The organism is Pseudomonas sp. CBC3, assembly GCF_037967085.1.
Classification (GTDB): Bacteria; Pseudomonadota; Gammaproteobacteria; order Pseudomonadales; family Pseudomonadaceae; genus Stutzerimonas.
Window position 1 is genome coordinate 1,234,535 of sequence record NZ_JBANEO010000001.1, and the last position, 25,604, is coordinate 1,260,138.

General features: G+C 62.3%; 22 protein-coding genes. 12 read left to right on the forward strand and 10 right to left on the reverse strand.

The annotated features are described in order from the left end of the window. The first annotated feature begins 5 nt into the window (after positions 1–5). Positions 6–2,882, forward strand: a complete 2,877-nt coding sequence (gcvP, locus tag V6943_RS05650; RefSeq protein ID WP_340552844.1) for an aminomethyl-transferring glycine dehydrogenase — start codon at positions 6–8, stop codon at positions 2,880–2,882. Positions 2,883–3,109: 227 nt separating this feature from the next. Here the strand turns inward: gcvP and yihA are convergent, their stop codons facing one another. Further along, positions 3,110–3,736 (reverse strand): ribosome biogenesis GTP-binding protein YihA/YsxC, encoded by a 627-nt coding sequence (gene yihA, locus V6943_RS05655; RefSeq protein WP_131651331.1) that lies wholly within the window; start codon positions 3,734–3,736, stop codon positions 3,110–3,112. Positions 3,737–3,992: 256 nt separating this feature from the next. Here yihA and V6943_RS05660 point away from each other — a divergent pair, with 256 nt between their 5' ends. The 5 genes from V6943_RS05660 to V6943_RS05680 all read left to right on the forward strand — a co-directional run bounded on the left by V6943_RS05660 (position 3,993) and on the right by V6943_RS05680 (position 9,060). Beyond that, the gene (locus V6943_RS05660) at positions 3,993–4,625 is read left to right on the forward strand and encodes a c-type cytochrome (RefSeq protein WP_181103076.1); all 633 of its coding nucleotides are present in this window, start codon (positions 3,993–3,995) and stop codon (positions 4,623–4,625) included. A gap of 178 nt (positions 4,626–4,803) precedes the next feature. Beyond that, the gene (locus V6943_RS05665) at positions 4,804–5,433 is read left to right on the forward strand and encodes a thiol:disulfide interchange protein DsbA/DsbL (RefSeq protein ID WP_340552845.1); all 630 of its coding nucleotides are present in this window, start codon (positions 4,804–4,806) and stop codon (positions 5,431–5,433) included. Positions 5,434–5,440: 7 nt separating this feature from the next. Then, entirely contained in the window at positions 5,441–6,310 is an 870-nt protein-coding gene (locus tag V6943_RS05670) for an endonuclease/exonuclease/phosphatase family protein (protein WP_340552846.1), read from the forward strand. Beyond that, complete coding sequence (locus tag V6943_RS05675) at positions 6,307–8,136, forward strand: GGDEF domain-containing protein (protein WP_340552847.1); 1,830 nt, start codon at positions 6,307–6,309, stop codon at positions 8,134–8,136. Before V6943_RS05670 ends, V6943_RS05675 begins: the two co-directional genes overlap by 4 nt. Positions 8,137–8,283: 147 nt before the next feature. Beyond that, the gene (locus tag V6943_RS05680) at positions 8,284–9,060 is read left to right on the forward strand and encodes an N-acetylmuramoyl-L-alanine amidase (protein WP_131651336.1); all 777 of its coding nucleotides are present in this window, start codon (positions 8,284–8,286) and stop codon (positions 9,058–9,060) included. 7 nt (positions 9,061–9,067) lie between these two features. Here V6943_RS05680 and V6943_RS05685 read toward each other — a convergent pair whose 3' ends face one another. From V6943_RS05685 to algB, 3 genes are all read right to left on the reverse strand, one after another. Next, positions 9,068–9,475 carry a DUF1330 domain-containing protein gene (locus V6943_RS05685; protein WP_340552848.1) on the reverse strand — a complete coding sequence of 136 codons (408 nt, stop codon included), beginning with the start codon at positions 9,473–9,475 and terminating at the stop codon, positions 9,068–9,070. Positions 9,476–9,791: 316 nt separating this feature from the next. After that, entirely contained in the window at positions 9,792–11,579 is a 1,788-nt protein-coding gene (locus tag V6943_RS05690) for a KinB sensor domain-containing domain (protein ID WP_340552849.1), read from the reverse strand. After that, the gene (gene algB, locus V6943_RS05695) at positions 11,576–12,922 is read right to left on the reverse strand and encodes a sigma-54-dependent response regulator transcription factor AlgB (RefSeq protein ID WP_131651339.1); all 1,347 of its coding nucleotides are present in this window, start codon (positions 12,920–12,922) and stop codon (positions 11,576–11,578) included. Before algB ends, V6943_RS05690 begins: the two co-directional genes overlap by 4 nt. Before the next feature lie 307 nt (positions 12,923–13,229). Here algB and V6943_RS05700 point away from each other — a divergent pair, with 307 nt between their 5' ends. The 4 genes from V6943_RS05700 (at position 13,230) to V6943_RS05715 (ending at position 16,075) form a co-directional block, all read left to right on the forward strand. Further along, positions 13,230–13,664: a PA2169 family four-helix-bundle protein gene (locus V6943_RS05700; protein WP_181103059.1), complete on the forward strand. Its 435-nt coding sequence runs from the start codon at positions 13,230–13,232 to the stop codon at positions 13,662–13,664. A 212-nt stretch (positions 13,665–13,876) separates the two neighbouring features. Further along, entirely contained in the window at positions 13,877–14,113 is a 237-nt protein-coding gene (locus tag V6943_RS05705; RefSeq protein WP_131651341.1) for a hypothetical protein, read from the forward strand. Positions 14,114–14,187: 74 nt separating this feature from the next. Then, complete coding sequence (locus V6943_RS05710; RefSeq protein ID WP_003282841.1) at positions 14,188–14,358, forward strand: DUF1328 domain-containing protein; 171 nt, start codon at positions 14,188–14,190, stop codon at positions 14,356–14,358. A gap of 487 nt (positions 14,359–14,845) precedes the next feature. Continuing rightward, positions 14,846–16,075, forward strand: a complete 1,230-nt coding sequence (locus V6943_RS05715) for a nucleoside recognition domain-containing protein (protein WP_131651342.1) — start codon at positions 14,846–14,848, stop codon at positions 16,073–16,075. 74 nt (positions 16,076–16,149) lie between these two features. Here V6943_RS05715 and V6943_RS05720 read toward each other — a convergent pair whose 3' ends face one another. The 5 genes from V6943_RS05720 to V6943_RS05740 form a co-directional block, all read right to left on the reverse strand. Then, a complete protein-coding gene (locus V6943_RS05720) occupies positions 16,150–17,175 on the reverse strand; it encodes an AbrB family transcriptional regulator (protein ID WP_340552850.1) in 1,026 nt (341 codons plus the stop codon). A gap of 1 nt (position 17,176) precedes the next feature. Continuing rightward, positions 17,177–18,691: a tripartite tricarboxylate transporter permease gene (locus V6943_RS05725; RefSeq protein WP_131651344.1), complete on the reverse strand. Its 1,515-nt coding sequence runs from the start codon at positions 18,689–18,691 to the stop codon at positions 17,177–17,179. Between the two features lie 2 nt (positions 18,692–18,693). Continuing rightward, positions 18,694–19,137, reverse strand: coding sequence for a tripartite tricarboxylate transporter TctB family protein (locus V6943_RS05730; protein WP_340552851.1), 444 nt, complete (start codon positions 19,135–19,137; stop codon positions 18,694–18,696). Positions 19,138–19,198: 61 nt separating this feature from the next. Further along, positions 19,199–20,173 carry a Bug family tripartite tricarboxylate transporter substrate binding protein gene (locus tag V6943_RS05735; protein ID WP_340552852.1) on the reverse strand — a complete coding sequence of 325 codons (975 nt, stop codon included), beginning with the start codon at positions 20,171–20,173 and terminating at the stop codon, positions 19,199–19,201. 32 nt (positions 20,174–20,205) lie between these two features. Continuing rightward, the gene (locus V6943_RS05740; RefSeq protein WP_340552853.1) at positions 20,206–21,468 is read right to left on the reverse strand and encodes an OprD family porin; all 1,263 of its coding nucleotides are present in this window, start codon (positions 21,466–21,468) and stop codon (positions 20,206–20,208) included. Between the two features lie 175 nt (positions 21,469–21,643). On the opposite strand from V6943_RS05740, the gene V6943_RS05745 reads away from it, so the two are divergent. Together V6943_RS05745 and V6943_RS05750 are read left to right on the forward strand one after the other, a co-directional pair. Beyond that, positions 21,644–22,315 (forward strand): response regulator, encoded by a 672-nt coding sequence (locus tag V6943_RS05745; protein ID WP_131651348.1) that lies wholly within the window; start codon positions 21,644–21,646, stop codon positions 22,313–22,315. Further along, positions 22,308–23,699 carry a sensor histidine kinase gene (locus V6943_RS05750; RefSeq protein WP_340552854.1) on the forward strand — a complete coding sequence of 464 codons (1,392 nt, stop codon included), beginning with the start codon at positions 22,308–22,310 and terminating at the stop codon, positions 23,697–23,699. The genes V6943_RS05745 and V6943_RS05750 overlap by 8 nt, the downstream gene beginning before the upstream one ends. 1 nt (position 23,700) lies before the next feature. On the opposite strand, the gene V6943_RS05755 is transcribed toward V6943_RS05750, so the two are convergent. Further along, positions 23,701–25,602 (reverse strand): sensor domain-containing diguanylate cyclase, encoded by a 1,902-nt coding sequence (locus tag V6943_RS05755; RefSeq protein ID WP_445324111.1) that lies wholly within the window; start codon positions 25,600–25,602, stop codon positions 23,701–23,703. Between the last annotated feature and the right edge of the window lie 2 nt (positions 25,603–25,604).

A 25,604-nucleotide genomic window follows, 5' to 3' on the forward strand; every position in this document is an offset into this window, starting at 1 on the left:
CTGTCATGTCGCAAATGCCGCGCCTTTCCCAACTCCAGCAACCTGACGCCTTTCTGCGTCGTCATCTCGGTCCCGATGCGGCTGAGCAGCAAGCCATGCTCGACCTGCTCGGGCTGTCCAGCCGTGAGCAGTTGGTCGAGCAGACAGTGCCGCCGGCGATTCGTTTGAAGGGCGAGCTGGCGCTGCCACCGGCGCTGGACGAGCAGGGCGCGCTGGCACGGCTGCGTAGCTATGCCGAAAAGAACGAGCTCTGGACCAGCCTGATCGGTATGGGCTACCACGGCACCATCACGCCGCCGGTCATTCTGCGTAACGTGCTTGAGAATCCGGGCTGGTACACCGCCTATACGCCTTATCAGCCGGAAATCGCCCAGGGCCGTTTGGAGGCCCTGCTGAATTTCCAGCAGCTGACCATCGACCTTACTGGGCTGGACCTGGCCAACGCATCGCTGCTCGATGAGGCGACTGCCGCGGCCGAGGCGATGACCTTGGCGCGGCGCATGGCCAAGAGCAAGAGCAACCGCTTCTTCGTCGACGAGAATTGCCATCCGCAAACGCTATCGGTCATGCAGACTCGCGCCGAGGCTTTCGGCTTCGAGCTGGTAATCGGCGCGGTCGAAGAAATCGACGGGCAGGATCTGTTCGGCGGGCTGCTGCAGTATCCGGATACCCACGGCGAGATTCGCGATCTGCGTCCGGCCATCGAGCAACTGCACGCCAAGCAGGCGCTGGCGTGCGTCGCGGCCGATCTGCTCAGCCTGTTGCTCTTGACCCCGCCGGGTGAGCTTGGCGCAGACGTGGTGCTCGGCTCGACTCAGCGCTTCGGTGTGCCGATGGGCTATGGCGGTCCGCATGCGGCCTACTTCGCCACGCGTGATGCGTTCAAGCGGGCGATGCCGGGGCGGATCATCGGTGTGTCCAAGGATGCCCGCGGCAACACGGCGCTGCGCATGGCGCTGCAGACGCGCGAGCAACACATCCGGCGCGAGAAGGCCAACTCCAACATCTGTACTGCGCAGGTACTGCTGGCCAATATCGCCAGCTGCTACGCCGTGTATCACGGACCCGAGGGGCTCAAACGCATCGCCCAGCGTACCCATCGGCTGACCTCGATCCTGGCCAGCGCGCTGGAGAAGAACGGCATCAAGCGCGTCAATCAGCATTTCTTCGACACCCTGACCCTGGAAGTCGGCGGCGCGCAGACGGCGATTCTCGAAAGCGCGCGAGCGGCACGGATCAACCTGCGCATTCTTGGGCGTGGCAAGCTCGGCGTCAGTCTTGACGAGACCTGCAGCGAGGCGACGGTCGAGCAGTTGCTCGCTGTCTTTCTCGGCGCCGATCACGGGCTGGAAATCGCCAAGCTGGATGAGGGTGACATCCCCAGCGGCATCCCGTCCGAGCTGCAGCGCAGCAGCGCCTACCTGACGCACCCGGTCTTCAATACCCATCACAGCGAAACCGAGCTGCTGCGCTATCTCAAGCAGCTGGAGAACAAGGATCTGGCGCTGAACCAGGCGATGATCCCGCTCGGTTCCTGCACCATGAAGTTGAACGCCACCAGCGAGATGATCCCCATCACCTGGCCGGAGTTCGCCAACCTGCACCCCTTCGCGCCACGCGAGCAGGCGCAGGGTTACAAGTTGATGATCGACGAGCTGGAAGCCTGGCTCTGCGTTATTACCGGCTTCGATGCGATCTCGATGCAGCCGAACTCCGGTGCGCAGGGCGAGTACGCCGGACTGGTGGCGATCCGCAAATACCACGAGAGTCGTGGTGAAGGACAGCGCGATATCTGCCTGATCCCATCCTCCGCTCACGGCACCAACCCGGCCTCGGCGCAGATGGTCAGCATGCGCGTCGTCATCGTCGAGTGCGACAAGGCGGGCAACGTCGATCTCGAAGACCTCAAGCGCAAGGCTGCCGAGGCGGGTGACAAGCTCTCCTGCCTGATGATCACCTATCCGTCGACTCATGGCGTCTACGAAGAGGGCATCCGCGAGATCTGCGAAGCGATTCATGCCCAGGGCGGCCAGGTTTACATGGACGGCGCCAACCTCAACGCCCAGGTCGGTCTGGCGCGGCCAGCGGACATCGGTGCCGACGTCTCGCACATGAACCTGCACAAGACGTTCTGCATTCCGCATGGCGGTGGTGGCCCCGGCATGGGACCGATCGGCATCAAGGCGCATCTGCTGCCCTTCGTTTCCAACCATCCGGTGATCGAACTGCAAGGGCCGAATCCGGAGAATGGCGCGGTCAGCGCGGCGCCATGGGGCAGCGCGAGCATTTTGCCGATCAGTTGGATGTACATCGCGATGATGGGCCCGCAGCTGCGTGACGCCACGGAAATTGCGATCCTCAGCGCGAACTATCTAGCGGTGCGTCTCGATGAGGCATTCCCGGTGCTTTACAGCGGACGTAACGGTCGCGTGGCGCATGAGTGCATCATCGATTTGCGGCCGTTGAAAGCGCAAACCGGCATTACCGAAGAAGATGTCGCCAAGCGCCTCATCGACTATGGCTTCCACGCACCGACCATGTCCTTCCCCGTGCCCGGCACCTTGATGATCGAGCCTACCGAGAGCGAATCGAAGGTGGAGCTGGATCGCTTCGTCGAGGCGATGCTGAGCATTCGCGCCGAAATCGCCAAGGTCGAGAGCGGTGACTGGCCGGCTGAGGACAATCCGCTGGTGCATGCGCCGCACACCCTGGCAGATGTGACTGGCGTCTGGGGTCGTCCTTACAGCATCGCCGAGGGCGTGACGCCAAGCGCGCACGCTCAGGCGCACAAGTATTGGCCAGCGGTGAATCGTGTCGACAACGTCTTCGGCGATCGCAACCTGTTCTGCGCGTGCGTGCCGGTGGATGACTATCGGGAATGAGGCAGGGCTGATACCAGCACAAGCGTAGGGTGCGCTGCTCCGCGCACCAATGGGCGTATACGAGGCCTGCCGTGCGCGGAGCGCACCCTACGGCGCGTCGGCGGCCTGCCTCGACAGCGCCAGGTAGATCGGCGCTGTCGAGGCGCCGCGGCGTAGCGGTGGATGTCGCTATTCACGTCTTCCGTGGCTCACCCGCGGATCGGTAAAGTGTGTTTCGAGCCTGCGGTCTATTCCGCTTCGAGCATGCCCAGCAGCTCGGCCAGTTTGAGCTGTGCTTCTTCTACGCCCTGACGTTTCGGCGCCGAGAAAAGCTGCACGCTGACGCCGTCTCCCCAACCCTTGCGAATGTCTCGCTGGATTGCCAGCAAAGCATTCTTCGCCGCACCGAAGGCCAGCTTGTCGGACTTGGTCAGCAGGATGTGAAGCGGCATTTCGCTGGCGGTGGACCAGTCGAGCATCATTCGGTCGAATTCAGTCAGCGGATGGCGGATGTCCATCATCAGGAACACGCCGGCGAGACTCTCGCGACTGCTCAGATAGGCTTCCAGATGGCGCTGCCAGTGCTGTTTCAATGGAATCGGCACCTTGGCGTAACCGTAGCCAGGGAGATCGACCAGTCGGCGATCGTCATCGAGGCGGAAGAAATTGAGCAGCTGGGTGCGGCCCGGCGTCTTCGACGTACGGGCGAGGCTGGCGTGGGTGAGGGTGTTCAGCGCACTGGACTTACCCGCATTCGACCGGCCGGCGAAAGCGACTTCAAGGCCCTCGTCAGCCGGGCATTGGTCGACCTTGGCGGCGCTGGTCATGAACGTGGCTTGCTGGCAGAGGCCGAGAATCGGGTTTTTTGGGAGCATGGGCTTTCCGGTGGGCGCGCGGGGTGCGGCAATGGTTCATTTCCGTTTCAGGACCGCCAGTATATAATGCCGCAGATTTTGTGTGCGCTTTGGTCTCGAAAGAGCCTATACAACGGCTCGCTGGCTGCGGCGGGAGTTATCGCTAACGCGCTCGGTGCGAGACCGGATGCCACCTTCAAACGAGCATGCCATGGCTCAATAGCTGGCCTGCCGAATAAGATTCCTTTTTAACCCTTAGCCGTAGTTGGATGAGCTGATGAACAAAGTACTCGTGAGTCTGCTGTTGACCCTTGGCATCACCGGTATCGCCCACGCGGCTGGAAATGCCGAAGCCGGTCAGGAAAAGATTGCCGTCTGTGGCGCCTGCCACGGTGCCGATGGCAACAGTCCCGCACCGAACTTCCCCAAACTTGCAGGCCAGGGCGAGAGTTATCTGCTCAAGCAGCTACACGACATCAAGGCCGGCAGCAGTCCTACCGCCGAGCCAGGTGTGGGGCGCAAGGTGCTGGAAATGACCGGCATGCTCGACCCCTACAACGATCAGGATCTTGCCGACATCGCCGCTTATTTCGCCAGCCAGAAGATGACCGTTGGCATGGCCGATCCGGCGCTGGTCGAGCAAGGTGAACAACTGTTCCGCGGTGGTAAGCTGGACCTGGGCATGCCGGCCTGCACTGGCTGTCACGCGCCGAACGGCGTCGGTAACGACCTGGCGGGCTTCCCGCAGCTGGGTGGTCAGCACGCTGCTTACACGGCCAAGCAGCTGACCGATTTCCGCGAAGGCAACCGCACCAATGACGGTGACACCATGATCATGCGGACCATCGCTGCCAAGCTGAGCAACAAGGACATCGAAGCGCTGTCCAGCTACATCCAGGGTCTGCACTGATAGCATCAGCGCAACCGATACGGAGGGCGTTCAGGTGAGAGCCTGAGCGCCCTTTTTGTTTTGCGCCGCTACAATGATTGTCAAGATATTGAAAAGCGGCGAAAAGCGCTGGCGAGCACGAATGATTTGCTGCAGCCTGTGGCGCTATCGGTCAGCCGTCCAAGCCAAGGGAGTCACCATGCGTAAACTCGTTCTCAGTGCCGTTCTCGTAACCGCCAGCCTGTTCGGCTTGCCGGCCCACGCGACGGAATTCCAGGCGGGCAAGGAATATGTCGAACTCAAGACTCCGGTACCGGTAGCCGAACCGGACAAGATCGAGGTCGTCGAGCTGTTCTGGTACGGCTGCCCGCATTGCTACCAGTTCGAGCCGATCATCAACCCGTGGGTCGCAGAGCTGCCGGATGACGTGGATTTCAAGCGCATTCCGGCCATGTTCGGTGGGGTTTGGAACGTCCATGGCCAGATGTTCCTAGCGCTGGAATCCATGAACGTCGAGCAGAAGATTCACGACGCGGTATTCAATGCCTATCACCGCGACGGCAAGAAGCTGGACACGCCGGAAAAGATGGCCGAATTCCTTGCCGGGGAAGGCGTCGATCAGGAGGCGTTCCTTAAGGCCTATAACTCCTTCGGTGTGAAAAGCCGCGCCGAGCAGGCCAAAAAGCAGGCCATGGCTTATCAGATCACTGGCGTACCGGTCATGATCGTCAACGGTAAGTACCGTTTCGATATCGGCTCCGCAGGCGGCCCGGAGCGCGCGCTGAAAGTCGCCGACTTCCTGATCGAAAAAGAACGGGCAGCTCGGTAAGCGCCAAATGTTGCGCCGTTGGAGTTCACCACGCCTGGCCGGACCCTGTCAGGCGCGGGTCAACCCACTCTGCCTGGACTCCAGCGGGCTACCGTGCAATGGCCGGTTACGCCTGCTCAGCTTCAACATCCAGGTCGGCATCAGTACCGAGCGCTACCATCATTATCTGACTCGCAGCTGGCAGCACCTGCTGCCGCATCCGGGGCGAACCGGAAATCTACAGCGCATCGGCGAATTGCTCGGCAACTACGATCTGGTGGCGTTGCAGGAAGCAGACGGCGGCAGTATGCGCTCCGGCTATATCAATCAAGTGGAACACCTCGCGCAGCTCGGGTCCTTTCCTTACTGGTATCAGCAGCTGAACCGCAACCTGGGTCGTTTTGCCCAGCACAGTAACGGCGTGCTCAGCCGTCTTGAGCCGCAGGGCTTGGAAGATCACCCGTTGCCCGGCCCGTCCGGCCGCGGCGCTATCCTGCTACGTTTTGGTGAAGGCGAGGATGCGCTGGCGGTGGTCATCATGCATCTGGCGCTCGGCGGTAGCACCAGAACGCGCCAGCTGGCCTATATACGAGACCTGGTCGGGAGCTACCGTCATCAGGTATTGATGGGCGACATGAATACCCATGCCAGCGATCTGCTCGAAAACTCGCCGTTGCGTGACCTTGGGCTGCAGGCCCCGCAGATCGAGGCGACCTTTCCCAGCTGGCGTCCGCAGCGCTGCCTCGACCACATATTGCTGAGTCCGAGCCTGACACTGGAGCGCGTCGACGTGCTGGCGAAAATCAGTTCGGATCATCTGCCTGTAGCCGTAGAGATTCGCTTGCCCGACTCGCTGCATGGGGATGCCCTGCCGATGCCGGTAGGCACGCCGACATGAGCGACGACACGCAGCGCTGGAAGGAAAAGTACCTGCAATTAGTGGAGCAGCAGGAACAGCTCGAAGAGCGTTGGCGCTCGCATCTCGATTTGCTGCGGCGCAGCCTGGTGCGCAGCAGCTATGCCGTGGATGGCAGCGACCCGGTCGTCGAGCAGTGCATGCATGAGCTTCGCGAAGTTCTGCGCGACGATGTGCCGGAAGATCGCCTGGCGGCGCTGGTGCTGCGTCTGGAGCGCGCCGTGCTGGACACCGAGCGGCGCAAGAAGGAGCGTCTGGAGCATCTGAGCCGGTCGTTGCACCGTCTGGTAGCGCAGTTGCTGGCATTGCCGTTGCCCCGCGAGGTTCGCCAGCCATTGAAGCGTTTTGCGCGACAGCTCGATGATCGGGCCGCACAGCCGTTCGAGTTGCCGGCTTTGCTCGGTGAGCTGGGTGAGTTCCAGGATCGAGCGTTGACCCTGCAGCTAGCCGAGACAGGGGGCTCAGTGGGGCTACTCGGCAGGCTGTTCGGCCAACGGGCACGGAGTACGGAACGACGCCAGAATGCTGACGCCGTGGTTTCATCAGACATGATCGAAACCGCTCGGGAGGTCCAGCCGGAGCCCGACGAGACAGCGGCGACACGGCGAATCGAGCCGTTGACCGATAAAGGCGGCCAATTGTCGGTCGAAGCTGATCGTGTTGATGCGAACGAGGCGCTCTGTTTGGAGGCGGCCATCGCGCCGGTGACTTCTGCTGCTTCGGCGGCCGAGGTTCACGTCCTTCCTGCCTCGCCCGAGCAAGCCTACAGCGCCATCGCCGAGCGGGTGGAGTCTGCGTTGTATAACCTGCTCGATGGCCTGCAATTGCCAGAACACCAGCAGCCGCAGTCGGTGGCACTTCGAGAGCGAATCGAGCAAGGGCTGAACTGGTATGAATTGGTGCCGCTTCTGGACGATCTGGCGCAGCTGATAGTTGCGGCGGCTGATCAGGGGCAACGCGAGTTCGAGAGTTACCTGAAACTGCTCAATGAGCGCTTGGCGACCATGCAGGACAACCTTCGCGCCGCTCATGAAGGCCACGCGCAGAGCAGGGAAACCGCGCAAGCGCTGGATGAGCAACTGCGTTACCAGGTCGACGGCTTACAGCACAGCATGCTCAGCGCCAAGGACCTGCCGACCTTGAAACAGGCCGTTCAGGCCCGAATCGACCGCTTGCTCGAGACCGTCGACACCTATGAGCAACAGCGCGGCGAGCATGAGCAGACGGTGAGCGAACGGCTTAACTCCCTGGTCGGGCGGGTTGCAAGCCTTGAGCAGGCTGCCAGCACCATGCGTGATCGTCTCGAAGAACAGCGGCAAATCGCCTTGCGTGACCCGCTGACCGAACTTCCCAACCGCGCTGCATGGGATGAGCGCCTAGAGTTGGAAGTGGCGCGTCAGCAACGCTACGGCGGCCAGCTGCTGCTGGCCGTGCTGGACGTCGACCATTTCAAGCGCATCAATGACAGTTTTGGCCATCTCGCTGGCGATCGTGTGCTCAAGATCGTCGCCGGTGAGCTGCGCAAACGGCTGCGCAAGACTGATTTCATTGCCCGTTTCGGTGGAGAAGAGTTTGCGCTACTGCTGCCTGAGACACCGGCAGAGGCGGGCCTGAATTTGCTTGAAAGTCTGCGTACGGGCATTCAGAACTGCCCGTTCCACTTCAAGGGAGAGCGCATCCAGGTAACGCTATCGGGCGGGTTCGCAAGTTTCGCAGACGCCGATCAGCCCGAGCAGGTGTTCGAGCGCGCCGACCGCGCGCTCTATCGGGCCAAGGATGCCGGGCGCAACCGTATCGAAGCGGGCTGACCAGCCGCTCTGGGAGCGGTTCGGGCGCCTCGGTATAATCCCTTTCCCTTATTCCAGCACCAACTCGCGGTGCTGCGCCGAGGCCGCTGCGTACTGTCCGTCCAACGGCCGATGTCTGTGTCATTTCGCTGTCGACCAGAGGTACCGATGAAAGCCTTGATTTTTGCCGCGTTTGCCTTGCTGCTCGCAGGCTGCGCCAGTGGCCCGCGTATCGATACCAGCCATACGTCCATTGGCCAGGACAGCAGGGTGCAGTTCATCGTCCTGCATTACACATCAACCGATCTTCAGCACTCGCTCGATATCCTCAAGGGTGACGGCGTCAGCAGTCATTACCTGATCGCAGAGGCGCCAGCGACTATTTACCAGTTGGTCGACGAGGATCGCCGCGCCTGGCATGCCGGCGACAGCCAATGGAATGGCCGCACCTGGCTCAACTCCAGTTCCATTGGCATCGAGTTGGTCAACCGCGGTTATATCGAAAGCGAGAGGGGGCGGCTTTGGTATCCCTATTCCGAGCAACAGATCGACGCGCTGATCGTGCTGCTTAAGGACATGATGCTGCGCCATGGCCTGAAGCCGGGCGCCATCGTCGGCCACAGCGATATTGCCCCGCAGCGAAAGGTCGATCCCGGCCCGTTATTTCCCTGGAAGCGCCTGGCCGACGCCGGACTGGTGCCTTGGCCGGACGCCGCCGAAGTCGCACGTCAGCGCAGCCTGTTCGCCATGCAATTGCCGGATGTGGCCTGGTTCCAGGAGCAGCTCGTCGGGCAGGGTTATCAAGTGCCGAAGCACGGCCATCTCGATCTTGAAACACGCAACGTGATCGCGGCCTTTCAGATGAAGTATCGCCCGACACGCTTTGACGGCGAACCGGATGCCGAAACCGCCGCGATTCTCGCCGCGCTAGGTTCTCAGCGTTGAGCTGCACTCAGGCGCTTGGAGTGCAGCCGATTAGCCGCGAGTCGGCCAGCGCAGCGGTGCGATGGATGGCTGCCGCCTGGTATTCCTCATCCGCTAGCATTGCCAAGAAGGCTTCCGGCGAGGGATATCGCACCAGCAGCATTTGATCCCAGCGCTCTTGGTCCGGGGCTATCAACGCGAACTGAGCTCTGGCGGCTACCTGTACCTCACCCCCGGCCGCCCGCACCTTGCGTAGCGCAGTGCGGCTGTAGCGTGCATAGGCCTCCGTGCCGCTGCATGGTGCTTGTTCGCTGTCGACAGGATAGGCCGCCTCGTGGTTGAAGCGCAGCAGATTGAGCATAAGGATCGGCTCGCCGGTCGGCATCTGCTCGGCGAAGCGCTTCAGTTGTTCGACGCTGGGATTGAGGCTGGGCATGCGCGGCTCCTGATTGTCCTTCTAGGCCCTGCCTAGGTCTGTTGACGTTTCGTCGCGAGCCGCGTTGCTGCGCCAATGTCGCCAGGCCAGGCGCGGGACGCAGGTAATGGCCTGGGCCGGCCGCGTCGTTCCCCAGCCAAGTCCCGCAACGCCGCCTGGCGACATTGGCCGCGCAACCCTTCGGGCCGGGCTGTTTTTGCGCGAGGCGGCGTTTCTCGTCGCTCATTTGGAACAACCAAACTTCACTCCTCGTGCCTTGCCTCGCGCAAAAACAGACTCCGGCGCGGCCGAGAACGAAACGTCAACAGACCCTAGCTCAGATCGGCAGGGCGATGTAGAAGATGGTGCCGTGACCGATTCGCGAATGCACGCCGATACGACCACCATGCAGTTGGGCAATTTCCTTGCATAAGGCCAGCCCCAGTCCGGCACCACCGCGGCGGCGACCAATCTGCACGAACGGCTCGAAAATCCTCGCCTGCTGGCTGTAGGGAATCCCTTCGCCATTGTCTTCGACGCTGAGGATGACCCGCTCGCCGTGGTGCCGCGCCAGCAGGCGGATTTCGCCACCCTCGGGGGTGTGCCGCAGTGCGTTGCTGAGAAGATTGTCGAGCACCCGCTCCATCTGTTGTCGGTCCAGCAGCAGGTTGGGCAGCGGCTCCTGCAGTTCCAGCTCGATATCGATATCGCTCTGCGCCGCTGCGGCCTGGAAACGCTGGCGCGCTTGCTCGAGAAGCTCGGTCGGGTTGCATGGCTCGCGCTCGAGTTTTTGTTGGCCGCTCTGGTAACGCGAGAAATTCAGCAGATCGTTGATCAGCGTGACCAGACGCTGCATTTCTTCATGCACGGTGCTGAACAGGTCGGCCTCGCGGCTACTGTCCGGATAGTGCGTCCGCTCGCGCAGCAGGCTGAATGCCATCTGCATGCCGGTAACCGGAGTACGCAGCTCGTGCGAAGCGCGCAGGACGAACTCGTTGCGTACGCGCTCGAAGGTGCGCTGGTCGGTGACATCGTGGAGGACCATCACAGCACCGCTGATGCGTCCGTCGTGATGATTCACCGGGCTCAAGCGCCACGACAGCAGCCTGCGCTCGCCGTCCGCCTCGATCACCAGATCTTCCGGCGGGCCGGATAATGGCTTGTCATCCAGCACCTGTTGCGCGGCCTCGTCCAGCTCCGGATAACCGAGGGCCTGACCGAGTGTCGAACCCAGGTGCTCGTTTTCCCACGCCAGCTGCCATTGTGCGACCGGATTGGCATGCTCCAGCCGGCCCTGGCGATCGACGATCAGCAGGCCGTCATCGATGCTATCGAGCAAGGCTTGCAGGCGCTGTTGGCCATTGACCAGCGCCTCGACATTGGTTTGCTTGAATTGGTGCAGGGCCTGCGCCATCAGACCGAAGCGGCGTATCAGCGAGGACAGTTCGGCAATGGGCGAGGAGGGCAGGTCGATGCTGAAATCGCCGCGACCGATCTGGTCGGCCACACCGGACAGCTGTTCGATCGGATCGCCAAAGCGGCGGGCGAAGCTGTGCGCAGTGATGAAGCCGATCAGCAATACCGCAATCCCGGTCAGACCGAGCAGCCCGGCCAGCAGTTGCGCCCGTTCACGGCTGCGAATCTCGGTGTCGCGAATCTGGGCGTATGCACTGTGCTGCATCTCGACCATCAGTTCACGTACGCGATTGAAGGACTGGCTCAGGGCATTGTCTTCCAGCAGCGTCCAGTTCAGGCTCGCGGGCGTCTCCAGTTCGTTGATAAAGCTGGCGTATGCCTCTCCGATCGCCCGATACGCCTGTTGGTCGGTCGCCTTCGTTGCCTGGGATAACCCGCGTGACAATGCCGTCTGGAACACCTCGCGTGATTCTGCGAACGCGGCGCCGTCACGCTCCTCGCGCACCAACAGCAGCAGATGATTGCTCAGGGCCTGGCGTAATTGCTGGTTGACCTCGATCACGCCGAAGTTGTCGCGGATGAGCTTTTCCTGGCTCTGGGCCATCTGCACCACGCTGACCAGTGCCAGCACCAGCCCTAGTAGTGCCACGGTCATCAATGCCGAGAAGCCCAGGAAGAGACGGGTTCTCAGCTTCATCTGGATTTTCATAAGCCGTATTGCTTGCGCTTTCGGTAGAGCGTTGAGGCGTCGATGCCGAGAATTCGGGCGGCCTGTTCAAGGGTGTCGCTGGTGCTCAACACGCCAGAGATATGCGCTTTCTCCAGATCTTCCAGGCTGAGCGGCTCACCGATGCGCGGTGCGTTGTTGATGTTCTGATCAGCCAGCCCGAGATGGCTGACTTCGATCATCTCCTGCGGGCAAATGATGCTGGCGCGCTCGACCACGTTGCGCAGTTCGCGCACGTTGCCGGGCCAGCGATAGGTTCGCAGTGCCGCGATGGCACTGTCGCTGAAGCCACGCGCTGGGCGACCGTAGTTCTTGACGAAGAACGCGAGGAAGCGCTCGGCCAGCGCAATAACGTCTTCCGGACGCTCGCGCATCGGCGGCAGGTTCAAGGTGATGACGTTCAGGCGATAGAGCAGATCCTCGCGGAAGCGCCCTTCACGCACCATTTCCTCAAGATTCAGGTTGGTCGCGGCGAGGATGCGCACATCGGCACGCCGCGTGACCGGATCACCGACGCGTTCGTATTCCTTGTCCTGAATGAACCTGAGCAGCTTGGGTTGCAGGGCCAGAGGAAAGTCGCCGATTTCGTCGAGGAACAGCGTGCCGCCGTCAGCCTGGTTGACGCGCCCGAGAGTGCTTTCGGTCGCGCCGGTGAAGGCGCCGCGGTTGTGCCCGAACAGCTCGCTTTCCATCAGGTCCGCCGACAGCGATGGACAGTTGATGGTGATGAAGGCTTTCTTTGCACGGCGGCTCCAGTTGTGGATCGCCCGCGCCAGTTCCCCCTTGCCGGTACCGGATTCGCCGAGAATCAGGATGTTCGCATCGGTGTCGGCCACCTGTCGGCCGGTCTCCAGGACGCTCATCATCGCCGGGCTATAAGATCCCAGCGCGTCACTGCGCTTCTGCACCTCGCCTTCCAGCGCTTCCAGCCGCGCCGCCATCTGGCGGACCTCCAACTGCTTGGCGGCTGACAGGCGCAATTGCTCGGGGCTGCACGGCTTGACCAGATAGTCCGCAGCGCCGGCCTGCATGGCGTCCACCGCGGTATCCACGGCGGAATGAGCGGTGACGATCACGACGCGCATCCAGGGCGCGAGTACACGCATCTGTTGAAGGACGTCGAGGCCGTTGTCTTCGCCAAGGCGTAAATCGAGGAAGCACAGGTCGAACACCTGACGTTGCAGAATCGCTTCGGCCTGCGAGGCGCTGGCGGCCGTGACCACCGTGTAGCCCCGATCCTCGAGGCAGTAGCGGAAAGTACGCAGGATCGCGGCTTCGTCATCTACCAGGAGAATGCGCCCACCGCTGTCGGTCGTTTGGTCCATGGATGCTCCAGTCAGGCAAAGGCGGTCTTTGCTGGCGAATCGGGTGGATAGTCGTGTTGTCGAGTGCTCGGATCGCCGAGCCTATGTTGGCGCCTGCTTTAGTCTACGAAAAGGCTTGCAAGTTGCACGGTGTCATTGGGCCTTTCCTGCACCCTGCAATCAATCATCAAGCGGAACGCTTTCGCAAGTGTTTGATTATGAAGGGACCGGGCTTTGCGTTCGTCTGGCACGCAGCTTGCGGCCAAACCTTCGGAACGCGCTCGACCGGCTTCGGTTCGCGCATCGTAGCAGTCATCCCGGAGGCCATATGAACCAGAACATGAGTCAGCTCAACGAGCTTATCGAGATCACCCGCGACGGCCAGCATTTCTACCAACACGCGCTTGAGGTCGTAAAGGACGTCGAGTTGCAGCATCTGTTCCGTGACCTCGCGCAGGCCAAGACCCACATCATTCAGGCGCTGTCGGTGAAAGTCGCTGCCAACCAAGAGCAACCGGCCCAGGGCGGCACCACCGCCGGCAAATTACGCGAGATGTATGCCGACACCAAAGCGCGCCTCGGTGATGCCGATGCCGTGTACATCGATCAGCTAGATCAGACGGAGGAACGCATCCTCGCCGCGTTCGAGGATGCCTTGAAAACCGCCGAACCGGATGTGAGGGCGTTGCTGGCCATCGAGCTGCCGAAAATACGCGCCTGCCACGAGAAGATTCACAGACTCAACCACGGCTCGGCCCATTGAGCGTGAGGCCGGGATTAGTCCGTCATGCAAATCGCACGGTAATCAAAGCAGGCATCGTGCAATATAAGTTGACGATCGGACTAATAGGCAATCTAACTAATTGAAAACAAAGCAAAAATTAGATCTTTTAAGGCTGGCATGACGTCTGCACTGTAATAAGCAAGACAGAGGGTAAGACAGACATGCCCCGCATGCTTAGAAGGAGTTTGAGGATGAATCGTCAGGCGCGTTTCTCACTGGTTGGCAAAGGTTTTCTAACCGCAGCTGTAGTTACTCTCATCGTTGGTGCCGAGCGTCCGATGTCGCAACCGCTCAGCCAGGCACAGCATGAGTCAGCGGAACGAATCCGGATGTATGACGCTCAACCAGTAGGGATCGTGCAAACCGGCCCTGCACCGAAGACGATTGATTACATGCAGGTGCGGTCGGAGCAACGCTGGGTTTTTTAGTGGTAAACCGCGAGCTGATCCATTGCTGATATCGGTCCCGCAAAAGATGTCTTGAACCGAAGAGAGGTAACACCATGCTGAGCTGGGCTATTACATTTCTGATCATCGCCATCATCGCCGCGGTACTGGGCTTCGGTGGTATCGCTGGCACTGCAACGGGTATCGCCAAGATCCTGTTCGTGGTTTTCCTGGTGCTGTTCGTCGCTTCGCTGATCTTCGGCCGAGGTCGCGGTCCGCGTGTCTGATGCAGTGATGCCGCCCGCGAGGGCGGCTGCAACGCCAACGGATGTAGTAAAGGCGGGATGCCAGAATTCAGTGCCTTCGCACGGTGGTTGCGCGGGCCTACAAAGACTGAGGTGATTCGCCCAGCGAACACCAGTCAGCCCGCGTAGCGGGGGAGCCAAGGGGTCGGGACGCTCTGTTCGACGGAGTGACCTAAGGGTACATGGAGTGCCCTCTTCAGGGACCAGGCTCAGCAAAAGGCAACCGAAGGTGGAGTCACCACCTTCGGCTTGCAATCGCTTCAGCGTTCGCACTCCCTTTTCGAGATATCGGTTCAGGATCGACCGGCGTTCATGCCAGCCGATTGTTCGGGCGCAGCGTAGTTATCGTCATCTCCCTTGGCCTGTGCCGCAGCTTCCCCCTCGTTCCTCCGAACGTCTCAGACGTGTGCGCATGGCTGTTCACCAGCCGCACCGCTATCATCGCGTGCAGTCAAAATCGGAGACTCACATGCTCAACGGCCTCTGGCTGGGCTTTTTTCTGATCGCCACCGTTGCCGCGCTTGGACGCTGGCTGCTGGGCGGCGATCCGGCGGTATTCGCCGCACTGGTCGAGAGCCTGTTTGCCATGGCCAAGCTGGCCGTGGAAATCATGATCGTGCTGTTCGGCACCCTGACACTCTGGCTGGGTTTCCTGCGCATCGCCGAGAAGGCGGGTCTGATCGACGTGCTGGCGCGCATGCTAGGGCCGCTGTTTCGCCGGCTGATGCCCGAGGTGCCGGCCGGGCACCCGGCCTTGGGGCTGATCACGCTCAACTTCGCCGCCAATGGTCTTGGCCTGGACAACGCCGCGACGCCCATCGGCCTGCGCGCCATGCGTGCACTGCAGGAGCTTAATCCCAGCAAGACGGTCGCAAGCAACGCGCAGATCCTTTTTCTCGTACTCAACACCTCATCGCTGACGTTGCTGCCGGTTTCGATCTTCATGTACCGCGTGCAGCAGGGCGCCGAAGATCCGACTCTGGTGTTTCTGCCAATCCTGCTGGCAACCACCGCCTCCTCCCTGGCGGGTCTGCTGGCGGTGGCGTTGGTACAGCGACTGCGCATCTGGGACCCGGTGGTGCTCGCCTATTTCATTCCTGGTGCGCTGCTGCTTGGCGGCTTCATGGCGCTGCTCGCCGGGCTCTCGGCCACCGCGCTGGCATCGTTGTCATCGCTGCTGGGCAATCTCACGCTGTTCGGGCTGATCATCGGCTTTCTGGTTGTCGGGGCGCTGCGCAAGGTGCCGGTCTACGAGAGCTTCATCGAGGGCGCCCAGGAAGGTTTTGAGGTTTCCAAAAATCTGCTGCCCTATCTCATCGCCATGCTCTGCGCCATCGGCGTGCTGCGCGCTTCCGGCGCGCTGGATTACGGGCTGGATGGCATTCGCTGGCTGATCGAAGCACTGGGCTGGGATACCCGTTTCGTCGATGCGCTGCCCACGGCGCTGGTCAAACCCTTCTCCGGCAGCGCGGCGCGGGCGATGCTGATCGAGACCATGCAGAACCACGGCGTCGACAGCTTCCCGGCGCTGATCGCGGCGACGGTGCAAGGCAGCACCGAGACCACCTTCTATGTGCTTGCCGTGTATTTTGGTGCGGTCGGCATCCAGCGTGCGCGGCATGCGGTGGGGTGCGCGTTGGTGGCGGACTTCGCCGGGATTACGGCGGCAATCCTGGTCTGCTACTGGTTCTTTGGGTAAAGCGGTGCAGCGCGCCATCGCGCGCACGGCAGAGGCCAAGTGCCAATCGATAAAAAGAACCCGCCATCGGCGGGTTAAAGCGTGGTCCGCTGCCAAAGCCGAAACAGCGGCTCGGCTAGGAACATCACCAGAAACAATCTCAGCACCTGTAGCGCCGTCACCAGCGCCACTGATAATTGCAATGCTTCGGCCGTCAGGCACAGCTCGGTGATGCCGCCCGGCATCATCCCCAGCATCAGCGACGTCTGGTTCAGCGTCGCCGCCCAGCCCAGCGCCTCGGCCAGGCCCGCTGCGGCGAGCATCGCCAGCAGCGTGAACAACAGGATACGCAGCAGGAATCGAGGCGCGCTGCGAAAGAACGGTCGGTCGAAGTGACAACCCAGCGAGCATCCGATCAGCCATTGGCCGAACTGGCCGACCCCATCCGGCAGGCCTAAATGCAGATCGAAGCCAACGCTGGCTGCAGCGCAAGCGGTCAGAGGGCCAAGCATCCAGGGGTTGGGTTGACCGAACTTCTTCCATAGCAGAGCCAGCAGCGCGCCAGCTGGCAGCAACACCGCCAGCCACGGCCAGCTCACGGGCGCTGGTGGTGGGGCATCCACTGGCGGCAGGCTCCAGGTGAACAGCGCCGGGACGATCAGCACCACCAGCAGCAAGCGCAGGCTGTGGGCGGCGGCGACCATTGCCGGCTGTGCGGCATGGCGTCCGGCCAGATTGACCATCTCGCTGGCGCCGCCCGGCATGCTGGAGAAGAACGCGGTGGCGCGGTCGGTGCCGCTGCGCAGGAGAATGGCGAGGCCGATCAGGCTCAGCAGCAGGGTGCCCAGCGCGCCGGCGAGGATCACGCCGAAGTGCTCGATGACCTGCTGCATGACCTCGCTGGTGAAATGCAGGCCGATGGCGCTGGCGATCAACCATTGCCCGGTTTGCCGTCCATAGGGGACTTCCTTTACCAGCCAGCCACTGCAGCGCACCGCGATGACTGCCAACAGCGAACCGACCATCCAGGGCAACGGCCAGTTCGCCAGGCTTGCCAGCCAGCCGCCGAGGGCGCCGACCAGAGGCGTCGCCCACCAGGCTGGAAGCCTGAGCTGCGGCATGTCAGGCGTGCGCCTCGTTCAACTTGGCGCGGCTGCGTTGACGCCACCAGCGCAGGCCGGGCATTGCCAGCATCAGCGCGGCCATCGCCCACAGCACGAGGGTGATCGGGCTGCCCCAGAGGATGCCCAGATCGCCTGCGGAGATCGACAGTGCGCGGCGCAGGTTGTCTTCCATCATCTCGCCGAGGACGAAACCGAGGATCAGCGCCGACAGCGGAAACTCCAGCTTGCGCAGCAGATAGCCGAATACCCCGAGGCCGACCATCAGTACCAGGTCGAACGTCGTGCTGTGCACCGAATAGACGCCGACCACGCTGATGGCGGTGATTGCCGGCACCAGCACCCAGTTGGGCACGCTGAGCATCTTGGAGAACAGCCCGACCAGCGGAATGTTCATGACCAGCAGAATGACGTTGCCGATGAACAGCGAGGCGATCAGACCCCAGACCACGTCGGGCTGCTGTTCGAATAGCAGCGGGCCAGGCGTGATGTTGTACAGCGTCAACGCGCCGATCATCACCGCCGTGGTACCCGAGCCGGGCACGCCCAGGGTGAGCATCGGAATCAACGATCCGCAGGCGGAAGCGTTGTTGGCGGCTTCCGGGGCGGCCAGACCACGCAAGTCGCCATCACCGAACCGGCCCTTTTCACCGGCCATGCGCTTCTCGCTCATGTAGGTCATGGCACTGGCGATAGTGGCGCCGGCGCCGGGCAGGGTGCCGATGACGAAGCCGGCCAGGGCGCTGCGCACCATGGTCCAGAACGTCAGGCAGAACTCCTTGAAGTTGAACAGCAGGCGTCCGCTGGCCTTTACCGCTTTCTGCCCGCTGTGGGTCTTTTCCAGCATCAGCAGCACTTCGCTGACGCTGAAGAAGCCGATCACCACGATGACGAACTGAATGCCATCCGACAGGCTGACGCTGCCGAAAGTAAAGCGGTAGACACCGGTGGTCGAGTCCACGCCGACGGTGGCCAGGCCCAGGCCGATCAGCGCCGCCATCAGGGTTTTCACCGGCTTGTCACCGACCATGCCGCCAAGACAGGCGATGGCGAAGATCATCAGCACGAAGTATTCCGCCGGGCCGAAGGCCACCGCCCATTTCGCCAGCAGCGGCGCGAACAGCACCACGCCACAGGTGGCGATGGTGCTGCCGATGAACGAACTGACTGCCGACAGCGACAGCGCGATACCGGCTTTGCCCTGGCGTGCCAGCGGATAGCCGTCGAGGGTGGTCATCACTGCCGCGGCGTCGCCGGGGACGTTGAGCAGGATCGCCGAGATACGGCCGCCGTATTCGCAGCCCAGGTACACCGCAGCCAGCAGGATGAGCGCGGTTTCCGGTGGCAGGCCCAGGGCAAAGGCCAGGGGTAGCAGCAAGGCCACGCCATTGATCGGACCCAGCCCCGGCAGCAGACCGACAACGGTGCCGACGAAGGCGCCGAACAGCGCCACCAGCAGGTTCGTCGGCCGCGTGGCGACATCGAAGCCCTGCATCAAGAAGTTCAAGGTTTCCATTTTCAGCTCTCCAGCAAGCGCAGCACGCCCAGCGGCAGCGGCACATCAAGCAACAGGTCGAACAGGCCGTAGAGCAGCACGCCCATCAGTACGCCACTGATCAGGCAGGGCCACAGGCGTCCGTTGAACAGCAGGCCCAGGGCGAAGGTGGCCAGTGCCGTGGTAATGACGAAGCCGAGCGTCTCGAACAGCAGCGCGTAGCCCAGCAGGACCAACACGCAAAACAGGGCTCGCCGGGCCATCATCCAATCGAACGGAGGCGTCGGTTCCGCGTGTGGTTTGCAGAGCAGCCAGAGCGCGCCGCAGCCCATCAGAAACAGCAGCAGAAGCGGGTAGGCGCGCGGGCCGACCGGGTCGTAGGCGAAAGGCGCCTCGAAACTCCAGGCGAGCAGCGCTAGACCGGCGCAGGCGAGCAGCCACGCCGCGGCGAAGACACGAACGTACATGGGGGTTACCTCGAGAGGAGCCGGCAGCGGCTCCCATCCGGAAGCCACTGCAAGCGGGGTGTTACTTGACCAGGCCGAACTCGGCGGCGAGAGCCTTGTAATCAGTCACCTGCTTGTTGACCAGGGCGGTGAGCTCATCCCCGGTCATCGACAGCGGGAACAGGTCACGTTGCTCGCGCAGCTTGGCGAACCCTTCGGTGGCGAGCAGGCTGTCGAACTGCGTCTTCCACCAGTTGAAGTCTTCATCGCTGACTTCCGGGCCCATGTAGAAGCCGCGAATTACCGGCCAGCTGATGTCGTAGCCCTGTTCCTTGGCGGTCGGAATGTCCGACATCTTGCCTGGCAGACGGTCATCGGAAAGCACCGCGAGGATGCGAATCTTGCCGGCTTCGAGCTGTGGCGCGACCTCGGCCAAACCGCTGCTGGTGATCTGGACATGACCGCCGAGCATGGCGGTGAGGGTTTCGCCGCCGCCTTCGAACGCGACATAGCGCAGTTTCTTCGGATCGACGCCAGCGGCGCGGGCGATCAGCGCGGTCTGCATCCAGTCCTGGCCACCGATGGTGGCGCCGGCACCGAAGACTACACTGCTAGGGTCTTTCTTGACCGCAGCGATCAGGTCGTCGAGGTTCTGATAAGGCGCGTCGGCGCGTACCGAAATGGCGCCATAGTCGGTGCCGATACCGGCCAGCCAGCGCACGTTGGTTTCGTCATAGCGACCGAACTTGCCTTGTGCCAGGTTCAGCAGCGAGCCGCTGGAGAACGCGGTGATGGTCGCCGGATCGTCAGCGCGCTGGGCGATCACGGCGTTGTAGGCCACGGCACCGACACCGCCGGGCATGTAGGTAACGCGCATCGGTGATTCGAGCAGGCGTTCATCCTTCAGACCGCTCTGGGCCAGTTTGCAGGTCAGGTCGAAGGCGCCGCCGGGTTTGGCCGGGGCGATGCATTCGGGGCGCTTGGGCTCGGCGAACAACTGGCTGGACAGGACCAGGCAGGACGAGAGCAGGGCGATACGGCGGATAGCGGTTTTCATGGTGTCTCCTTTTGATTCTTATTGTGGGCGCTTTACCAGATCGGCAGGCTGTAGCTGACGATCAGACGGTTTTCATCGGCATCGCGGGCGAAATCGGAGCGGAACATGGCGTTACGCATGCGCACCGCGACATTCTTCAGCGGCCCGCTCTGCACCACGTACTTGAGTTCGATGTCGCGCTCCCACTCGCTGCCGTTGCTGCCGCCGGTGTACTCGGCGTTGTCGCCGGAGATGTAGCGGGTCAGGAAGGTCAGGCCAGGAATGCCAATGGAAGCGAAGTTGTAATCGTAACGGGCTTGCCAGGAGCGTTCTTCGGCATTGGCGAAGTCGTTGATCTGGACGAAGTTGACCAGGTACGGATCGCCGCCGTCGATGTAGGCGTAGCCGGTATCGCCGTTCATCTGCTGATAGGCGAGGCTGATCTTGTGGCCACCGAGGCTGTAGCCGACCATCCCGTTCCAGGCCTGGTTGTCGATCTTGCCGGCATTGGCCGCGCCGGTGTCGTCGCTGATCATCAGCCGCAGGTCGGCGGTCAGCGCGGAGGCCTCGCCCAGCGGCTGAACCATTTGTAGATTGAAGAAGTGCTGACGGTAGATGTCGTCCAGCTCCGCCGCGTAATAGGTGCCGGTGAACTGATCGCTGAAGGCGTACTTGGCGCCGACGAAAGTCAGATGATCGGCTTCGGCGGAGCTGTCGAAACGACCATTCTTGTTGTTCAGCTGCAGATCCTGGGAGTTGGTCGAGGCGCGATCGATGACCTTGTCCAGACGTCCACCGCTCAGGCTCAGGCCGGTCACGTCCTGAGACACCAGCATCGTGCCTTCGAACACCTGGGGCAGGGTGCGGCTGTCACTGGCCATCACCACCGGCGTTTCGGGGATATGGCTGCCGTAGCGCAGCTCCGTCTCGGAAATCTTCGCCTTGGCCGTCAGCCCGAGGCGGCTGAATTCGTCCGGGGTGCTGCCATCGTCATGCACCGGGAGCAGATCGGTGCCGGTGCGGCCGCCGCCGGAGTCCAGCTTGATGCCGAGCATGCCCATGGCATCGAGGCCGAAGCCCACGGTGCCTTCGGTGAAACCGGATTCGATATTGAGCAGAAAGCCCTGCGACCATTCCTCACGTTTGGACTGACCATCCCCTTCGCGAAAATCACGATTCAGGTAGATGTTGTGAGTCTGCAGCGTGGCGCTGCTGTCCTCGAGGAAATCGGCCTGCGCCAGGGTCGACAGCGAGGCGGCCGCGACGGCGAGGGTAAGGCGAGCGTATGCGGGTTTAGTTCTGACGGCAGTCAGCATCCTGTATCTCCATTCTTGTTTTTGTTGTGACGGCGATGTGCCGTAGCAGGTGGTTCGAGCCACCTGCATGCGATCCTAGGCGGCGAAACTTTCGCCAGGCTTTCAGTGAAAGCAGCGTGCAGCGTGCCTTGTCGCTACACTTGCGCTCCTTTCCGTGTGTGGCAGAGGACAGGCAATGCGGATTCTTCTGGTCGAGGACCATCCCCAACTGGCTGAAAGCGTCGCCCAGGCGTTACGCGCCGGCGGATGGACGGTGGACCTGCTCAATGATGGCGTGGCGGCCGATCTGGCCCTGGCGACTGAGGATTATGCGCTGGCGATTCTTGACGTCGGGCTGCCTCGGCTCGACGGCTTTCAGGTGCTGGCGAGGCTGCGTGAACGCGGCAAGACGCTACCCGTCCTCATGCTCACCGCGCGCGGCGAGGTCACTGATCGCGTGCACGGGCTCAATCTCGGCGCCGATGACTATCTGGCCAAGCCGTTCGAGCTGTCCGAACTCGAAGCGCGGGTCAAAGCGCTGTTGCGGCGCAGCGTCGGTGGCGGCGAACGCCAGCAGCGTTGCGGCGTGCTGGCTCATGATCTGGATGCCCGGCGCTTCACCTTGGCTGGCGAGCCGCTGGCGCTGACCTCGCGCGAGCAGGGTGTGCTCGAGGCGTTGATCGCCCGTCCTGGACGGGTGATGAGCAAGGATCAGCTCGCCGCGCAGGTCTTCGGTCTGGATGAGGACGCCAGCGCCGACGCCATTGAGATCTACATCCACCGTCTGCGCAAGAAGCTCGAGGGTCAGCCGGTGCGCATCGTCACCTTCCGGGGTCTCGGCTATCTGCTCGAGGCCACCGATGGCTGAGGTCGGCAGCCTGCGCGGACGACTGCTGCGCCGGCTGGCGGTGCTGCTGGCGCTGTTACTGCTGTTCAGCGGCTGGAGCGCTTACTGGAATGGCCGCGCCGCCGCCGATACCGCCTATGACCGCACGCTGCTGGCTTCGGCCCGCGCCATCGCCGACGGGCTAGTCACCAATGACGGCAAGCTGCGCGCCAACGTGCCTTATGTGGCGCTGGATACTTTTGCCTATGACAGCGCCGGGCGTATCTACTACCAAGTGCTAGATATCAGCGGCCGCCTGGTCAGCGGTTACGAAGATCTTCCAGCACCAGGCGCCGATATTCGGCGCACCGACGACTATCCTGCGTTGGCCCGGTTCTATGACGGTGAGTTCAAGGGCGAGGGTGTGCGTCTGGTCAGTCTGTTGCAGCCGGTCAGCGAGCCGGAGCTCAACGGCATCGCCGAAATTCGCGTAGCCGAAACCCTCGGTGCCCGTGAACGCATGGCGCGCAGTCTGCTCTCCGACACCCTATGGCGGGTCGGCTTGCTGGCGATCACGGCGCTGCTGCTGGTGTGGCTGGCGGTGAGCGCCGCGTTGCGTCCGCTGGGCAAGCTCAGCGAGGCGGTCGAACTGCGCCAGCCGGACGATTTGCGTCCGTTGCCGCTGGTCACGGTGCAGCGCGAACTCAAGCCGCTGGTGGCCGCGCTCAATCATTTCACCGAACGCCTGCGCGGCCAGTTCGAACGCCAGGCGCAGTTCATTGCCGATGCCTCGCACGAGCTACGCACGCCGCTGGCGGCGCTCAAGGCGCGCATCGAGCTGGGTCTGCGCGAACAGCAACCGCAGCGCTGGCTGGAAACGCTCGAAGAAGCCGAGGCGCATACCGACCGGGTCATTCATCTGGCCAACCAGCTGCTGTCTCTGGCGCGCATCGAAAGCGGCGCGCAGTCGATTGCCGAGGGTGGTGCGCAACGCCTCGACTTGAGCCAGCTGGCACGCGAGCTCGGGCTGGCGATGGCCGCGCTGGCGCACAAGCGTGGCGTCGCCATCGCTCTCGAAGCGGATCGCCCGGTGTGGATTCACGGCGAGCCGACGCTGCTCAGCGAGCTGCTGAGCAATCTGCTGGACAATGCTCTGGCACATACGCCCGTTGGCGGCAACGTGGTGCTACGGGTGAAGGAAGATGGCGTGCTGGAAGTCGAAGACGATGGTCCGGGAATCGCGCCCGAGGAGCGCGAGAAGGTCTTCGCGCGCTTCTACCGTGTGCAGCAAAAGGGTCAGGGCGCCGGGCTCGGGCTGGCCATCGTCGGCGAGATCAGCCGCGCCCATCGCGCCACCATCGAGTTGGGTCAGGGCACGCTGGGCGGTTTGCTGGTCAGGCTGCGCTTTGCGTCGACGCTCGACTGAGTCAGCTCGGCTCGTGCGGTTCGGCGACCGTCACCTGGTTACGGCCATTGCGTTTGGCTCGGTAGAGCGCGGCATCGGCTTCGGCCAGCAGCTGGACCGTCGAGCAAGGCGCCCGTGGATTCAGCGTGGCCACGCCGATGCTGATCGTCAGATCGATGCGGGTATCGCCGTAGGTCGGGTGCAGCTCCGCCACCGCCGCGCGGATGCGCTCGGCCTGCTCGCGGGCCTGGCAGCTGTTGACACCCGGTAGTGCAATGACGAACTCCTCGCCGCCGTAGCGCGCCACCACATCCCCGGCGCGCTGTCCGTGCTGTTTGAGAATGGCGGCCACCAGGCGCAGGCACTCGTCGCCGAAGGGGTGGCCATAGGTGTCATTGATCTGTTTGAAGTGGTCGATGTCCAGCAGTAGCACGGACAGTGGCGCGTCGATGCGCTGCGCGCGCCGAATCTCCTGTTCGAACATCAGATCGAAGTGGCCGCGGTTGGACAGCTGCGTCAGCGCGTCGGTAACGCTCATGCGGGTCAGTTGTGCGTTTACCTGCTCCAGTCCACGCTTGGCCTCTTCCAGCGCTTGGGTCCGTTCGAGTACGCGGGCTTCCAATGCCTCGTTGGCGCGCATTTGCAGGTCCAGCGTCTGTTGCTGCGCGCGCAAGCGGGACTCGCGTTCCTGGGCCAGGGCCTCGGAGGAACGCAGCGCGCTCTTCTGCGCCTCGATTCGATGTTCGCGCTCGTGATTGATGCGCTCGGCCAGCGCCATCGAGAGCAACACGAACTCGGTGAACATGCCGATCAGCTGACCGTTGAGGGTCAGGGCGTTCAGCGGCAGTACGCCTTCCAGGGCCAGTAGATGGGCGACGGTGAAGAACAACAGGGTCGACCAGGCGATGGTGAACTGACGGGCCGAGGCATTCCCGCGGATCCACAGCGTGATGGTCACCGCCATGCTGAGCGTGCAGTGGACCAGCGCCATCGTCCCGATCGCTAGATAGCGTGTCAGCGCCGGGGCGAAGACTATGGCCAGCAGTACTACGGCCCAATAGCCGATGAGGAATAGCGTTACGTGCCAGACCCAGCCGCCGTAGCGCCTGATGTCGAGAAAGCGAGTGGCGAAAAGCAGCGGCGTGAAGAAACTCAACGCCGCTGAAAGGCCATAGAACCGGTTAGAAAACGCCGACGTGTTCGGCCACAGAAAGAGCTGGCCGAAGCCCGTGATGCTCAGCACGTAGAACAGTGCGCTGAGCAGATAGGTGACGTAGAGCAGGTAGCTGATGTCCCGGGTGAATAGGAACAGGCTGCAGTTGTACAGCAGGATCACTAACATGCCGCCGAAGAACAGACTGGTCATCGCAACGTCGGCGATCTTCGCGGCAATGAAGCCCGTCTCATCAGCGATGGCCAACGGCAGGACGATCAGTTCGCCTGCCCGCACATGCAGATAAACCACGGCCGTTTCTTCGGCGCGCAGTTCGAATGGGTAGACGAAGTTGTGGTCGGCCTGGGGCCGCTCGCGCATCGGCACGGTGTCCCCGGCCCGCATTGGCGGACCCCATTGGTTGCGGGTCGGATAGAACAGGCGTACGCGCACCTCGTCCAGTACCGGCCATTTCAGGCTGAGATACCAGGTACCGGGCGGTGCGGTCGTGTTGTGCAGCATGAAGCGCAGCCATACGCCCTGCGGCTGCTTTTTCAGGTTGGGTCGTTGCAGCGGCTGCCAGTCCCAGGCCGCAACATGGGCGGTTTCGAAGTCCGCCTCGCTGTGGCCGACGACATATTCGACGGCACCTACCTGCAATTCATGAACGTTCTGGGCGATTTGCGTTGGCGTGACATCAGCCGTAGCCAAGCCACAGCAGCCTGCCAGCAGAACGAAAAGGGCAAAGGCCCGCAATGAATCACAACGCATTC

What these genes read in the sequence shown, in the direction of transcription:
- V6943_RS05735 (WP_340552852.1), bottom strand. Translation starts at nt 20,173, where the DNA reads ATGAAAACCGCTATCCGCCGTATCGCCCTGCTCTCGTCCTGCCTGGTC.
- gcvP (WP_340552844.1), top strand. Translation starts at nt 6, where the DNA reads ATGTCGCAAATGCCGCGCCTTTCCCAACTCCAGCAACCTGACGCCTTT.
- V6943_RS05715 (WP_131651342.1), top strand. Translation starts at nt 14,846, where the DNA reads ATGCTCAACGGCCTCTGGCTGGGCTTTTTTCTGATCGCCACCGTTGCC.
- V6943_RS05725 (WP_131651344.1), bottom strand. Translation starts at nt 18,691, where the DNA reads ATGGAAACCTTGAACTTCTTGATGCAGGGCTTCGATGTCGCCACGCGG.
- V6943_RS05755 (WP_445324111.1), bottom strand. Translation starts at nt 25,602, where the DNA reads ATGCGTTGTGATTCATTGCGGGCCTTTGCCCTTTTCGTTCTGCTGGCA.
- V6943_RS05750 (WP_340552854.1), top strand. Translation starts at nt 22,308, where the DNA reads ATGGCTGAGGTCGGCAGCCTGCGCGGACGACTGCTGCGCCGGCTGGCG.
- V6943_RS05730 (WP_340552851.1), bottom strand. Translation starts at nt 19,137, where the DNA reads ATGTACGTTCGTGTCTTCGCCGCGGCGTGGCTGCTCGCCTGCGCCGGT.
- V6943_RS05740 (WP_340552853.1), bottom strand. Translation starts at nt 21,468, where the DNA reads ATGCTGACTGCCGTCAGAACTAAACCCGCATACGCTCGCCTTACCCTC.
- V6943_RS05665 (WP_340552845.1), top strand. Translation starts at nt 4,804, where the DNA reads ATGCGTAAACTCGTTCTCAGTGCCGTTCTCGTAACCGCCAGCCTGTTC.
- V6943_RS05705 (WP_131651341.1), top strand. Translation starts at nt 13,877, where the DNA reads ATGAATCGTCAGGCGCGTTTCTCACTGGTTGGCAAAGGTTTTCTAACC.
- V6943_RS05710 (WP_003282841.1), top strand. Translation starts at nt 14,188, where the DNA reads ATGCTGAGCTGGGCTATTACATTTCTGATCATCGCCATCATCGCCGCG.
- V6943_RS05720 (WP_340552850.1), bottom strand. Translation starts at nt 17,175, where the DNA reads ATGCCGCAGCTCAGGCTTCCAGCCTGGTGGGCGACGCCTCTGGTCGGC.
- V6943_RS05680 (WP_131651336.1), top strand. Translation starts at nt 8,284, where the DNA reads ATGAAAGCCTTGATTTTTGCCGCGTTTGCCTTGCTGCTCGCAGGCTGC.
- V6943_RS05690 (WP_340552849.1), bottom strand. Translation starts at nt 11,579, where the DNA reads ATGAAAATCCAGATGAAGCTGAGAACCCGTCTCTTCCTGGGCTTCTCG.
- yihA (WP_131651331.1), bottom strand. Translation starts at nt 3,736, where the DNA reads ATGCTCCCAAAAAACCCGATTCTCGGCCTCTGCCAGCAAGCCACGTTC.
- V6943_RS05675 (WP_340552847.1), top strand. Translation starts at nt 6,307, where the DNA reads ATGAGCGACGACACGCAGCGCTGGAAGGAAAAGTACCTGCAATTAGTG.
- V6943_RS05700 (WP_181103059.1), top strand. Translation starts at nt 13,230, where the DNA reads ATGAACCAGAACATGAGTCAGCTCAACGAGCTTATCGAGATCACCCGC.
- algB (WP_131651339.1), bottom strand. Translation starts at nt 12,922, where the DNA reads ATGGACCAAACGACCGACAGCGGTGGGCGCATTCTCCTGGTAGATGAC.
- V6943_RS05670 (WP_340552846.1), top strand. Translation starts at nt 5,441, where the DNA reads ATGTTGCGCCGTTGGAGTTCACCACGCCTGGCCGGACCCTGTCAGGCG.
- V6943_RS05660 (WP_181103076.1), top strand. Translation starts at nt 3,993, where the DNA reads ATGAACAAAGTACTCGTGAGTCTGCTGTTGACCCTTGGCATCACCGGT.
- V6943_RS05685 (WP_340552848.1), bottom strand. Translation starts at nt 9,475, where the DNA reads ATGCCCAGCCTCAATCCCAGCGTCGAACAACTGAAGCGCTTCGCCGAG.
- V6943_RS05745 (WP_131651348.1), top strand. Translation starts at nt 21,644, where the DNA reads ATGCGGATTCTTCTGGTCGAGGACCATCCCCAACTGGCTGAAAGCGTC.